The organism is Arthrobacter sp. NQ4 (genome assembly GCF_029077345.1).
GTDB lineage: Bacteria > Actinomycetota > Actinomycetes > Actinomycetales > Micrococcaceae > Arthrobacter.
Genome location: NZ_JARETC010000001.1, coordinates 682,013 through 695,214 on the forward strand (window position 1 = coordinate 682,013; position 13,202 = coordinate 695,214).

General features: G+C 68.8%; 12 protein-coding genes. 10 read left to right on the top strand and 2 right to left on the bottom strand.

Going from position 1 to position 13,202, the window contains the following annotated elements; genetic code table 11:
• The first annotated feature begins 4 nt into the window (after positions 1-4).
• From PUN51_RS03225 to PUN51_RS03235, 3 genes are all read left to right on the top strand, one after another.
• Positions 5-1,594: an ABC transporter permease gene (locus tag PUN51_RS03225; RefSeq protein ID WP_224026935.1), complete on the top strand. Its 1,590-nt coding sequence runs from the start codon at positions 5-7 to the stop codon at positions 1,592-1,594.
• Positions 1,591-2,748, top strand: coding sequence for an ABC transporter ATP-binding protein (locus tag PUN51_RS03230; RefSeq protein ID WP_201302465.1), 1,158 nt, complete (start codon positions 1,591-1,593; stop codon positions 2,746-2,748). The genes PUN51_RS03225 and PUN51_RS03230 overlap by 4 nt, the downstream gene beginning before the upstream one ends.
• 105 nt (positions 2,749-2,853) lie before the next feature.
• Positions 2,854-3,114 (top strand): hypothetical protein, encoded by a 261-nt coding sequence (locus PUN51_RS03235; protein WP_224026936.1) that lies wholly within the window; start codon positions 2,854-2,856, stop codon positions 3,112-3,114.
• A 10-nt stretch (positions 3,115-3,124) separates the two neighbouring features.
• Here PUN51_RS03235 and nhaA read toward each other — a convergent pair whose 3' ends face one another.
• Both nhaA and PUN51_RS03245 read right to left on the bottom strand, forming a co-directional pair.
• A complete protein-coding gene (gene nhaA, locus PUN51_RS03240) occupies positions 3,125-4,477 on the bottom strand; it encodes a Na+/H+ antiporter NhaA (RefSeq protein WP_159633303.1) in 1,353 nt (450 codons plus the stop codon).
• A gap of 84 nt (positions 4,478-4,561) precedes the next feature.
• Positions 4,562-5,242 carry a PAS and ANTAR domain-containing protein gene (locus PUN51_RS03245; RefSeq protein ID WP_159633305.1) on the bottom strand — a complete coding sequence of 227 codons (681 nt, stop codon included), beginning with the start codon at positions 5,240-5,242 and terminating at the stop codon, positions 4,562-4,564.
• 272 nt (positions 5,243-5,514) lie between these two features.
• Between PUN51_RS03245 and PUN51_RS03250 the strand changes: the two genes are divergently transcribed.
• From PUN51_RS03250 to PUN51_RS03280, 7 genes are all read left to right on the top strand, one after another.
• A complete protein-coding gene (locus PUN51_RS03250; RefSeq protein WP_159633307.1) occupies positions 5,515-5,871 on the top strand; it encodes a heavy-metal-associated domain-containing protein in 357 nt (118 codons plus the stop codon).
• A gap of 81 nt (positions 5,872-5,952) precedes the next feature.
• Entirely contained in the window at positions 5,953-8,088 is a 2,136-nt protein-coding gene (locus tag PUN51_RS03255; protein WP_275179893.1) for a heavy metal translocating P-type ATPase, read from the top strand.
• 32 nt (positions 8,089-8,120) lie between these two features.
• Positions 8,121-8,573 carry a hypothetical protein gene (locus PUN51_RS03260; RefSeq protein ID WP_159633311.1) on the top strand — a complete coding sequence of 151 codons (453 nt, stop codon included), beginning with the start codon at positions 8,121-8,123 and terminating at the stop codon, positions 8,571-8,573.
• A gap of 55 nt (positions 8,574-8,628) precedes the next feature.
• On the top strand, positions 8,629-9,243 hold the full coding sequence (locus PUN51_RS03265; RefSeq protein WP_275179894.1) for a DUF305 domain-containing protein: 615 nt from the start codon (positions 8,629-8,631) through the stop codon (positions 9,241-9,243).
• A gap of 142 nt (positions 9,244-9,385) precedes the next feature.
• Complete coding sequence (locus tag PUN51_RS03270) at positions 9,386-10,078, top strand: arsenate reductase/protein-tyrosine-phosphatase family protein (RefSeq protein WP_275179895.1); 693 nt, start codon at positions 9,386-9,388, stop codon at positions 10,076-10,078.
• A 142-nt stretch (positions 10,079-10,220) separates the two neighbouring features.
• Positions 10,221-11,372: an LCP family protein gene (locus tag PUN51_RS03275; protein WP_159633317.1), complete on the top strand. Its 1,152-nt coding sequence runs from the start codon at positions 10,221-10,223 to the stop codon at positions 11,370-11,372.
• A 100-nt stretch (positions 11,373-11,472) separates the two neighbouring features.
• A complete protein-coding gene (locus tag PUN51_RS03280) occupies positions 11,473-13,164 on the top strand; it encodes an alkaline phosphatase D family protein (RefSeq protein WP_275179896.1) in 1,692 nt (563 codons plus the stop codon).
• Positions 13,165-13,202: the final 38 nt, after the last annotated feature.

Below are 13,202 nucleotides of genomic sequence, written 5' to 3' on the forward strand. Positions count from 1 at the left end.
TTCCGTGACCTCCGATCTATCGGCTCCCCCCAGGGCGGGCACGACGACGGCGGGCCGGGGCACCAGCCCCCGCCCGCCTTTCGGCGTTTCCGCGGTGTCCGTCCTGGCGGTGCTGATCGCCCTCTTCTCCCTCGTCCCGCTGGGGTACGTGGCCTACATGACGGTGGCAACCGGGTGGGATACCGCCGTCGGCCTCATCCTGCGGCCCCGCGTGGGCGAACTGCTGCTGAATACCCTGCTCCTGATGGCCGCCACCATCCCGCTGTGCCTGCTGCTTGGCGTGGCGGGTGCCTGGCTGGTGGAACGGACCAGGCTGCGTGGCCACCGGGTGTGGGCCGTGCTGCTGGCCGCCCCGCTGGCCGTCCCGGCGTTCGTCAACAGCTACGCCTGGGTCTCGGCCATCCCGTCGCTGGGCGGCCTGGGTTCGGGAATCCTGATCTCCACGCTGTCCTACTTCCCGCTGGTGTACATCCCGGCCGCAGCCACCTTGAGCCGGCTGGACCCCGCCATTGAGCAGTCCGCCGCGGCCCTGGGGCTCGGTGCCTGGCGGACCTTCTTCCGTGTGGTGCTCCCCCAGCTCAGGATCGCCCTGACCGGCGGGGCGCTGCTGGTGGGGCTGCACCTGCTCGCCGAATACGGCGCGTTCGCCATGATCCGGTTCGATACCTTCACCACCGCGATCATGACCCAGTACCAGTCCACGTTCAACGGCGCGGCCGGAAACATGCTGGCCAGCGTGCTGGTGTTCTTCTGCCTGCTCCTGCTGCTTGCGGAGGTCCGCAGCCGCGGCTCCGCGCGCTACGCCCGTGTCGGGTCCGGCGTGCAGGCCAAGGCGCTGCGCCTTCCCCTGCACGCGTACCAGGTCCCGGCCCAGCTCTTCCTGCTGGCGCTGACCGCCCTGGCCTTCGGACTCCCGCTGTACTTCGTGCTGCGCTGGATCCTTGCCGGCGGAGCGGACGTCTGGACAGCATCCGAATTCCTCCCGGCGCTGGTCACCACGTTCACCTACGGGCTCGCCGGCGCCGCTGCCACCACCGTGGTGGCCTTCCCCATGGCGTACCTCGCCGTGCGCCACCCCGGCTGGTTCAGCAAGTCCCTGGAACTGTCCAACTACGTCACCAGCTCCATGCCCGGAATCGTGGTGGCGCTGGCGTTCGTTACCGTCAGCATCCGCATGGTGCCCGGGATGTACCAGACGGCGGGGCTGCTGGTTGCGGCGTACGTCCTCCTGTTCCTCCCCCGGGCCCTGGTGAACCTGCGGGCCGGACTGGCACAGGCCCCCAAGGAACTGGACGAGGCCGCCCAGGCGCTCGGGAAGCCGCCGCTACTGGCCTTCATCCGCGTCACCCTGCGGCTCACCGCCCCTGCAGCAGCCGGCGGGGCAGCCCTGGTGTTCCTGGCCATCGCCAACGAGCTCACTGCCACCTTGCTCCTGTCCCCCAACGGCACCAGGACGCTGGCCACCGAGTTCTGGAGCAAGAGCAGCGAGATCGACTACGCCGGCGCCGCGCCCTACGCGCTGCTGATGATCCTGCTTTCCGCCCCCATGACCTACCTCCTCTTCCAACAGTCCAAGAAAGTAGCCGGACAGTGACAGCACCATCAACCCGCAGGCTGCCCGAGCCTCGGGTGGCACCCTCGGTGGCCGCAACCACCAACAGCCATCTGCAGATTACGGACGTCACCAAGAACTTCGGATCACAGGCGGTCCTGAGGGGCGTCAACCTGTCAGTGGCCAAGGGCGGAACCACCGCCATCGTTGGCCCCTCCGGTTCGGGCAAGACCACCCTCCTGCGCCTGATCGCCGGGTTCGAGCACCCGGACACCGGGACCATCTCGCTCAACGGCACCACCGTGGCCGGTGACGGCGCGTGGCTTCCGGCGCACAAGCGGCAGATCGGGTACGTGGCCCAGGACGGCGCCCTGTTCCCGCACCTGACCGTGGGCCAGAACGTGGCCTTCGGCCTCAATGCGGCCAAGCGCGAGGGCGGCCGCCGCGCGGTCAACGCCCGCGTGGCGGAGCTGCTGGAGATGGTGTCGCTGGATGCTTCCATGGCCAAGCGGCGGCCGCACCAACTCTCCGGCGGCCAGCAGCAGCGGGTTGCCCTGGCCCGGGCCCTGGCCCGCGAACCGGAGCTGATGCTCCTGGACGAGCCGTTCTCCGCCCTGGACGCGGGCCTGCGCGTCGCCACCCGCCGCGCCGTGGCCAAGGTCCTGGCCGAGGCCGGCGTCACCACCATCCTGGTAACCCACGACCAGGCCGAGGCCCTCTCCTTTGCGGACCAGGTGGCCGTGATGCGCGGCGGCAAACTGGCCCAGATCGGCAACCCCTTTGTGGTCTACACCCGCCCCGCGGACCGGGCCACCGCGGAGTTCCTGGGCGACGCCGTCATCCTGGACGCATGGCTGGAAGGGACGCTGGCCACCTGCTCGCTGGGCGCGATTCCCGTGCGCCGGCCCCCGGCACAGGGACGCGTGCAGCTGATGCTGCGGCCCGAACAGATCCGCATTGCCGAGGACGGCCCCATCCGCGGAGTGGTGGTGGACACCGACTACTTCGGCCCTGAGACCACCGTGCGGCTGAAGCTGAACGTGCCCAAGGAAGTGGCGGAGCACGCCGACCACCGCTACCCGGGCGGCGGCGAAGTGATCACCATCAGGCACTGGAACGCCTCGATCGCCCGTCCGGGCATGGAGCTGTGCCTGCGGGTCGTGGGCGAAGCCGTTGCGTTCCCCACGGACGAGTAGTCCTCCTCAGCCTCAGGCGTCACAGAAAAAACACCGGGCGGAAACACTCCTGCAACCTGTCCACGGCAAGCTGTGCTTACGGGGATTCAACAGCAGGAGGCAGCCATGGAGGCACAAGGAATACGCACCGCCCAGCTCCGCATCGGCGACCAGATCGAGGCGTGGCACCGGGGCAGGCTTTTCCACAAGGGCCGGGTGACCGACGTCGTCCCGGCGCTGGAACTCTTCTGGATCCTGGACGCCCGGACCGGTGCGCGCAAGCTGCTGGACCCGGAGGCCCTGGAGATCCGCCACGTGGACCCTCCGGTCAAGCTGGAGGTTTCCGCCAAACCGCAGCCGCCGGCCAAGCCCCTCGCCACCGCCTAGCGCGGGAGCGTCAGGTGCGCTCCTGGTAGACGTCCGGGACGCCGTCGTGGTCGGAATCCACCTGCTCCAGCTCTTCAGCGAGCCGGTACTGGCGGTTGCGGGTGCGCAGGACAACCGTTGCCAGCAGCGCAGCAACCAGCGACGCGGCCAGGATTCCCACCTTGGCATGGTCGTCGTGGAGGCTGCCGTGGCCGAAGCTGAGCTCTGCCACCAGCAGGGAGACGGTGAATCCGATCCCTGCCAGCAACGCAACGCCGAACACGTCGATCCACTTGAAGGAGCTGTCCAGGCTTGCCCTGGTGGCTTTGGTCAGGACCCAGGTGGTGCCCATGATCCCGATCGGCTTGCCCAGGACCAGGCCCAGGATGATGCCCAGCGCCACGGGATCGGACAGGGCCGACCCCAGGCCCTCCCAGCCGCCAACGGCCACGCCTGCGGAAAAGAAGGCGAAGATGGGGACGGCCACGCCGGCGGAGATGGGCCGGAACCGGTGCTCGAAAATCTCTGCAAGCCCGGGGCCGGCTTCGGGGCCGCCGGAGGCCTGCGACCGGATCACGGGAACGGCGAAGCCCAGGAGTACGCCGGCCACGGTGGCGTGGATGCCCGACGCGTGCACCAGGGCCCAGGTCACGGCACCCAGCGGCAGCAGGATCAGCCAGGCAGCGGCTGCGTGGCGGCCGAAGAACCGGCGGTATTTCTGGGCCAGGAAAGCGTAGATGGCCAGCGGGATGAGCGCCAGGAGCAGCGGCACGGCCTGGATATCGCTGGAGTAGAAGAACGCGATGATGGTGATGGCAATGAGGTCATCCACCACGGCCAGGGTCAGCAGGAAGATCCGCAGGGCGCTGGGCAGGTGCGAGCCGATGATGGCCAGGACCGCGACGGCAAACGCAATGTCCGTTGCCGTGGGAATGGCCCAGCCGCGGAGCGTTTCCGGACTTGAAAGATTGACGACGGCGTAAATGACCGCCGGGACCGCCACGCCTCCCACGGCGGCCGCCACCGGCACAATCGATTTGCTCAGCTGCCGCAGGTCGCCGGCCACGAATTCGCGCTTGAGCTCCAGCCCCACCAGGAAGAAGAAGATGGCCAGCAGCCCGTCCGCTGCCCACGCCCCCAGGCTCAATTCAAGGTGCCACGGTGCGTAGCCCACCTTGAAGTCCCGGAGGGAGAAGTAGCTGTCCGACGCCGGGGAGTTGGCCCAGATGAGCGCGATGACCGCAGCAGCCACCAGGAGGGCGCCGCCCACCGTCTCCTTGCGGAGGATCTCACCGATCCGCAGCGCTTCGGCGTAGCTGCCGCGCGAAAAGACGGTGGAGCCAAAGAACGTGTTCCGGCGTGGGGTGGGCGGGGTGGAGTTCATGCGGGCGTCCTTAAATCCGGGTTCGACAAATCCATGCCGACCAGACTTCCCGGCGCACCTCCATCCATCCTACGGGGAACGGCACTAACCCGCGCGGCGCCCCCCGGTGTGGACCGGCCGGCCGTGCAGCTGGATGGCCCGCACGGCCCGGTCCAGGTAGGTGCGCGCCTCAGGGGAATTGGCAAGTTGTACCAGCTCCGCCGCCACCACCACGAGCTTGACGTTGCGGTGGCTGCTGGTGCTCACCAGCATCTGGAACGCGTCATCGGAGCCAAGCTTCAGCTGGCCCATGAGGATTCCCCGGGCCTGGTCGATCACCGTACGGGTGGCCGTGGCACCCGCTACTGCCTCCCGTGCTGTTTGTTCAGTTTCGCGCTGCAGCGTCCGGCTGAGGTCCACCATCACGCCTTCGAGCGCCACCACCGACCCGTCCGGGCCGAGGACTGCCTCTCCGGAGGTCAGCACGCGCCGGGTCCTGCCCTGGGCATCGACGAGCCGGTGGTACATGCAGAAGAACCCGCCGGTGGTGGAAACCTGCGCCACGATTTCCTCGCACCGCTCACGGTCATCCGGGTGTTTATGCGCGAAGAGCAGTTCCATGGTGGGCACCACCTCGCCGCGGTGGTAACCGTGCAGCCGGTACATCCCGTCCGACCAGTGGAAGGTCGGCCCCGCCGGTTCGATGTCCACCCTGAAGGTGCCGGCGTCACTTTCGCTGTCCCCGAGGGCACTCGAATACGTGTACAGGTCGCTGAGCTCCGTCACAGGTCCACCTCCCGCGGATACGCCAAACCCCCAGCGGGCCGGCTCTGTCCTCGCTCCTTCCAGTATGGTCGCCCGCGGCAACAGAAGGTAGTGCGGTAGGTCCTATGGAAGTCCCGGGGGAAATGCCCTATGGTGCTTGACCCAATATACCCCCAGGGGGTATATTGTGGGTGTTGTCAGTGAAGTGGTATGTCCCGGCCGGTGCCTGCACCGGACTTTCACAGCCGTTCAACCCCAGCACCCCTTGATTCCCTCAACGGATTGGAACTGACATGAACACCGGGAACCGTCCCCAGCTCCCCCTCGCCTCCTCCGGCTGCAGCTGCTGCGCCCCCGCCAGCGCTGCGCAGCCGTCCGGCACCCTGACTGCGCCTGCCACGCAGGTCTCCCCTGTCGGCGTCGTCAATGCCCACGCCGAATCCTCCACGCCACGGACTTACGCGGTGGCGGGCATGACCTGCGGGCACTGCGTCCGCTCCGTCGAAACCGCAGTTTCCGCCGTCCCGGGCGTCACCTCGGCCTCGGTGGACCTGGTGCCTGGCGGCAGCTCCCCGCTGGCCGTCATCGGATCGGCGCCCGACGCCGACGTGCGCGCCGCCATAGAGTCCGCCGGCTACGCCCTCGCCTGAGACAGCCAGCGTCCCGGAACGCCCCCACATTCCCCAGCCCCCGGACCAGGTCCGGGCAGCGCTTGCCTCCAAGGAGGACCAATGCAGGACCAGCAGCACACGCAGCATTCCACCGGCGGCCATGAGCACCACTCGCCGCCCAGCGGAACGCTAACGCAGCCGCCGGCGCACGGTGCCGGTCACGCCCAGCACGGCGCCCACAACGACGACGACCACACCGTCCATACCCACGGCCAGCACGCCGGACACAGCACCGCCATGTTCAAGAACAGGTTCTGGCTGACCCTGGCCCTCGCTGTTCCCGTGGTCTACTTCAGCCCCATGATGGGCCACCTCCTGGGCTACATGCCGCCGGAGTTCCCCGGCTCGGCCTGGATCCCGCCGGTCCTGGGCACCGTCATCTTCCTCTACGGCGGCCAGCCGTTCCTCAAGGGCGGCCTGCAAGAGCTGAAAGACCGCACGCCGGGAATGATGCTGCTGATCGCCATGGCCATCACCGTGGCGTTCGCTGCGTCCTGGGTCACCAGCCTGGGGATCGGCGGCTTCGACCTGGACTTCTGGTGGGAGCTGGCACTGCTGGTTGCCATCATGCTGCTGGGCCATTGGATCGAGATGCGCGCGCTCGGGTCCGCGCAGGGCGCACTCGATGCCCTGGCCGCGCTGCTGCCCGACGAGGCCGAACGCATCACGGACAACGGCACTGAAACCGTTCCCGTGTCTGAACTCAGCCCCGGGGACCTGGTCCTGGTCCGGCCCGGCGCCCGCATGCCGGCCGATGGCAGCGTGGTGGAGGGGCAGGCCGAATTCGACGAGTCCATGATCACCGGTGAATCCAAAACCGTGGCCCGCGGCGCAGGGGACACGGTGGTGGCGGGAACGGTGGCCACGGACAGCAGCGTCCGGGTCCGGGTCACGGCCGTTGGGGACCAGACCGCCCTGGCCGGGATCCAGCGCCTGGTGGAGGAAGCACAGGCCTCCTCCTCACGCGCCCAGGCCCTGGCGGACCGCGCCGCGGCGTTCCTCTTTTACTTTGCCGCCGGCGCCGGTGTCCTGACCTTCATCGCGTGGACGCTGCTGGGCAGCGTTCCGGAGGCCGTCACCCGCACCGTCACTGTGCTGGTGATCGCCTGCCCGCACGCCCTTGGGCTGGCGATCCCGCTGGTGATCGCCATTTCCACGGAACAGGCCGCCCGCGCCGGGGTGCTGATCAAGAACCGGATGGCCCTGGAGCGCATGCGCACCATCGACGTGGTCCTGTTCGACAAGACCGGCACGCTGACCACCGGCGAGCCGGAACTGAAGGATGTTGCCGTAGCTGGCGGAGCGGATGCCGACGCCGTACTCGCACTTGCTGCCGCGGTGGAGTCCGACAGCGAGCACCCTGTCGCCCGGGCCATCGTGCGGGCCGCGAAGGCACGCAACCTGGCACTGCCCGAAGCCACCGGCTTCACCTCGCTGACCGGCCGCGGTGTGCGGGCCAGCGTGGACGGCCGAACGGTGCACGTGGGCGGGCCGGCGCTCCTGCGCGAGCTCGGCGTCGTCGAACCTGACTCTTTGGCCGCCAGTACGCGCACGTGGATGGACCGCGGCGCCGCCGTGCTGCACGTGGTGGACGACGGCGGCATCCTGGGTGCGGTGAGCATGGAGGATGCGGTGCGGCCGGAGTCGCGGCAGGCCGTCTCGGCCCTGCAGCGCCGCGGCATCAAGGTAGCCATGGTCACCGGGGACGCCCACCAGGTGGCGCAGGCCGTGGCCGCGGACCTGGACATCGACGAGGTGTTCGCCGAGGTCCTGCCCGCCGACAAGGACAAGAAGGTGGCCGAGCTGCAGTCCCGCGGGCTGAAGGTGGCCATGGTGGGCGACGGCGTCAACGACTCCCCGGCCCTGGCCCGGGCCGAGGTGGGCATCGCCATCGGCGCCGGAACCGACGTCGCGGTGGAATCCGCCGGCGTGGTGCTGGCCGGAAACGATCCCCGTGCCGTGCTGTCCATGGTGGACCTGTCCCGCGCCAGCTACCGGAAGATGTGGCAGAACCTGGTGTGGGCCACCGGCTACAACGTCCTGTCCGTGCCACTGGCCGCCGGCGTGCTGGCCTTCGCCGGGGTGGTCCTCTCCCCCGCGGCGGGCGCGGTGCTGATGTCCGCGTCCACCGTGGTGGTGGCGCTGAACGCCCAGCTGCTCCGGCGCATGAAACTGAACCCGTCCGAGGTACGTTGAGCCCTGCAGACCGATTGGAAGGAGGGACCGCCATGACCACCCGCGCCGTGGCGTCCCTCTTCCGCCGTGCCTGGCTGTTCGCCGCCGTCCTGGCCGTCATCGCAGGGCTGCTGGGCATGCACGTGCTGACGTCCGGGCACGCCTCGCACGGGGCCGCTTCCCACGGCAGCATGTCCGGGCATTCTGCCGGGCACAGCGCCGTCGCGCATTCTGATCCTGGAAGCCATGCCGGCCACGCGCTGCCGGCAGCCGGCACAGACGAACCTCAGCTTGCCTCGGCGGCCTGCGGTGATTCCTGCCCGGGTGCGCAGGAATCGGGGGCGCCCTGCATCCCGTCGGCGCCCAGCGGCCCTGTCACCCTTTCCCCGCCGCAGGCAACCCTTGCCGTCCTGCCGCTGCTTCCGGCAGCCAGCCGGCCCGGTGCTGCTTACGACTACCTGCCGCCCAGCCCCACGCCCTGCGACCTGTCCATCAGCCGGACGTAAACCGGACTGCGCCTCCCATCACGGCCCAGTTCCACTACATCCCTGAAGGACAACCATGAAGACCACTTTCAAGACCCTTTCCATTGCTGCTGCCCTGGCCGCTTCTCTCGGCCTGGCCGGGTGCGCCGCCAACGCCGGTTCCGGCAGCAGCACGCCCATGGACCACGGCAGCCATGGCGCGATGTCCAGCAGCATGCCCAGCGCCGGCGCCGACCATAACCAGGCGGACATCATGTTTGCCCAGATGATGATCCCCCACCACTCGCAGGCGGTGGACATGAGCGACATCATCCTGGCCAAGTCCGATGTGCCGGCGGAGGTGACCGCGCTTGCCACCAAGATCAAGGGGGCGCAGGCACCGGAGATCGAGCAGATGACCGGCTGGCTGTCGGGCTGGGGCGCGCCCAACGCCATGAGTGACCATTCCGGCCACGGCATGTCCGGGATGGTGGACGACGCCGGCATCGACAAGCTCAAGTCCGCCACCGCGACCGAGGCCGCGAAGCTGTTTCTGCAGCAGATGATCGGCCACCACGAGGGCGCCATCGACATGGCGCAGCAGGAGATCGGCGCCGGCAAGTCTCCCGAAGCGGTGAAGCTGGGCCACGACATCGTGGATGCCCAGCAGGCGGAGATCACGCAGATGAAGCAGCTGCTGGCCACGCTGTAGCCGCACGTCCGCGTTCTAGCGGATATACACGGCGCGACGGCGGTCCCCGGCTTCGGGAGGCTGCCGCCGCGCCGTTGCGTGTTAAGTTGAAAGGCACGGGCCTGAGCGGGTCCGGCACCAGCTGGGAAAAGAGAACATCTCCTTGGACACTTCCGCGCCAGTACGAATCCTGACTGTCTGTACCGGGAACATCTGCCGGTCACCCGTGGCCGAGAGGCTGCTGCAGGCGGGGCTGGACCAGGTAGTGCCGGGTGGTTTCCAGGTGGCCAGTGCCGGGACCCGGGCTCTGGTGGGCGAGCCCATGCAGCCCATTTCGGCGGACATTGTGCGGACCTTTGGCGGCGACCCTGAAGGGTTCGCGGCGCGGCAGCTCACACCAAAGATCCTGCGCGGCGTGGACCTGGTGCTCACCATGACCTCAGGGCACCGCGGAGAAGTCCTCCAGCTGGATGCCTCCCTGCTCAAGCGGACGTTCACCATCCGCGAGTTCGCCCGGATGCTCGACGTCCTCGACCAGCGGGCGGCCGGTGCGGACAGCCAGCCCGCCGCCGTCGTATCCTCCCGGGACCCGTCTTCCGGGGACGCCGGGTCCCGCACGCACGGGTCCGACGCCGAGGGTGGGCTCGCTGCCAACGCGGCCCTGTGGCGGGGGCTGCCTGCGCGGGCCGCCGGGGTACGTCATCTCTCGCTCCCGGCGGACGCATCGGATAACGACATCGTGGACCCGTACCGCCGTGCACCGGAGGTCTACCGGGAGATGGAAGACCAGCTGGCCCCCGCGATCGTCTCCATCCTGCGGCACGCGCGCCTCAACTTCCCGGCCGGCGGGCAATAATCCCTGCGGCGGAAGAGCATCAACGCAGCATCACGGCGGCCGGGCAGGCCATTTCCCAGGTGACAGTTTGGATACTCCTGTAGCCAATTGGGGCCTGCGGGACGGACACTGATCCCACCAGTCACAATGAGGTGGAGGCGGCATGAGCATCCCAGGCGGTTCTGATCCATCCGGGCCCGGCGCCGGAAACCCCGGGCCCCGGCAACCGGGCCCAGCCGGTTCCCACCGTCCTGCCTGGATCGTTACCCTGGGCCGGCGCCGCTGGATCGCAGCCCTGCTGGCGCTGGTGCTGGTGGTGGCCGCCGGCATCGCGGTCTTCAGCCTGAACCGGGCCGGCCAGGAAGCGCAGCCTGCAGCCACCCAGACCCAGTCGCCCAGCCCGACTCCCACACCTACGCCGACTCCCACGCCGTCCGAAACTCCCCCGCCGGCCCCTGCTCCACCGCCGCCGCCTGCACCCATCCCTGACCTGCCCGCGGCCCCGATGAACATCCTGGTCATCGGCAGCGACACCCGCGATGTCCCGGCACGCGAGGCCGCAGCGCATACGGCAGCCACCGGTGAGCCCCAGGACCAGCGGGCGGACACGCTCATGGTGGTCCACGTCCCTGCCGACCGGCGGAGCCTCTACCTCATCTCCATCAACCGCGACAACTGGGTGGACATCCCCGGGTTCGGCAGCGCCAAGATCAACGCCGCGCTGCAGTACGGCGGCATTGACATGCAGACGGCAACGGTCCAGCAGCTGCTGGGAATCACCATCGACCACACCCTGATGCTCGATTTCGGCGGGTTCAAGATCCTGGTGGACGGCCTGGGCGGGATCGACGTCAATGTCCCGATTCCCTTCCAGTCCACCATCGACACCGAGCATGTCTTCAGCGCCGGTGTGAACCACCTCGATGGCCAGGCTGCGCTGGAGTTCTCCCGCGAGCGCCATGCCTTCACCGACGGCGACCTCCAGCGTGTCCGTGACCAGCAGATCATGCTCCGCGCGATCCTGGGCCGCCTCACGGCGGGCGGCGCCCTCAATGACGTGAACGCGGTGCGGTCGCTGGTTGATTTCGCTTCCTGCTGCCTCACGGTGGACAGGGGCTTCGATCCCCTTCAGGCCGCAATGCTGGCGTACAGCCTGCGGAACCTCGATGTGAACGCCATCGGCACCATGACCCTTCCCACGTTGGGCTCCGGCTTCGTGGCCGGGCAGTCCGTGCTGTTCCCGGACTACGGAGGCATCGCCGCGGTGGGCGCGGCCTTGCGGGAGGGCCGGATCGCCGACTTCGCGAAGCCCTAGCCCGGGTGGGGCGCTGCGGCCGCCTGCTGTTCAGCCGCGCCTCACCCCGGGTTCACCCGACCGCCAGAATTTGTGTGCCGGCCCGGGAAAGCCTGAGGACATGACTGAGTCTTCCCAGGCAGGGGTTTCCCGCCGCACCATCGTCAAGAGTTCCGTCCTCGCCGCCGCGCTGGCCTCCGTTCCCGCAGCCAACGCAACGGCCGCCACCCAGACTCCCGCCGGCGTCGCGCTGGTCCGCAACCGGCTCACCCTGCCCAGCGGCATCGCCACCGGCGACGTAACCTCCGATTCCGCCGTCCTCTGGTCCCGTGCCTCGGGCGCCGGGCGGATGACGGCGGTCCTGCGGGCAGTGGACGACGCCGGCCAGGTCCTGCGCGGGCGCGGCGCCTTTGAGCGGGTCCTCCGCGGGCCCCGCGCCACCCAGGCGTCCGACTTCACCGCCAAGATCCACGCCGGGAACCTGCCGTCCAACACCCGCTTCGCGCTGGAGATCAGCTTCGAGGACGACGGCGGCGCGGCGAGCGAGACGGTCAACGGCAGCTTCCGCACGGCGCCGGACGCCGGGACGGTCAACGGCAAGGGCCGCACCGGCGGGACGAGCAACGGAGGCGAGGTCCCGGCGTCGTCAGCGCAAAGCTTTGTGTGGACGGGTGACACGGCCGGGCAGGGATGGGGCATCAACGAGGAGATCGGCGGCATGCGCGGCTACCGGGCCATGCACCAGACCCGCCCGGACTTCTTCATCCACTCGGGCGACACCATCTATGCTGATGGCCCCATCGCCGAAACCGTGGTGGAAAAGGATGGGCAGGTGTGGCGGAACCTGGTGACGGAAGAGGTGTCCAAGGTTGCCGAGACGCTCACCGAGTTCCGCGGCCGTCACCGCTACAACTCCATGGACGCCAACATGCGCGCCCTGTTCGCGGACGTGCCGGTGATCGCCCAGTGGGATGACCACGAGACGCACAACAACTGGTACCCCGGCCAGATCCTGGACGACTCCCGCTACACCGTGCGGGACGTCAACACCCTCGCCGCCCGCGGCCGGCAGGCCTGGCAGGAAAACATGCCCATCGCCGACAGTTCGGCCCTTTGGCGTCCGGGAACATTCGACGACGCCGGCACCTACCAGCCGGCCCGCATCTACCGGAAGATCTCCCGCGGTCCCCAGCTGGACATCTTCTGCCTGGACATGCGCACCTACAAGTCCCCCAACACCGACGGCAAGGAACCCTACGCCACCGCCATCCTGGGCCAGGAGCAGGTGGACTGGCTGGTCAGCGAGGTCTCCAAGTCCAAGGCCACCTGGAAGGTGATCGCCAACGACCTCCCGCTGGGAGTGGTGGTCCCGGACGGCCCGGTGAACCAGGAGAGCCTGTCCAACCGCGACGCCGGAACCCCGCTAGGCCGTGAGCTGGAGATCGCCGGGGTGCTGAGTGCCTTCAAGCGCAACGGCGTGAAGAACACGGTGTGGCTTACCGCGGACGTGCACTACTGCGCCGCCCACCACTACTCCCCCGAGCGGGCCGCCTTCACCGACTTCGACCCGTTCTGGGAGTTCGTGGCCGGTCCCATCGCGGCGGGATCGTTCGGCCCCAACTCCATGGACGGCACGTTTGGCCCCGAGGTGGTGTTCTCCAAGACCGGGCGCTTTGCCGGCGAGTCCCCGCGCGACGGCGAGAACCAGTTCTTCGGGCACGTCCAGCTCGGTGAGGACAACAGCTTCACCGTGAGCCTCCGGAACGCCAACGGCGGCACCGTGTTCTCCAAGGTCCTGACGCCCGAGCGGTAACGTCGATTCCATCCCGTTCTGTTGCGATGGCGACGGCG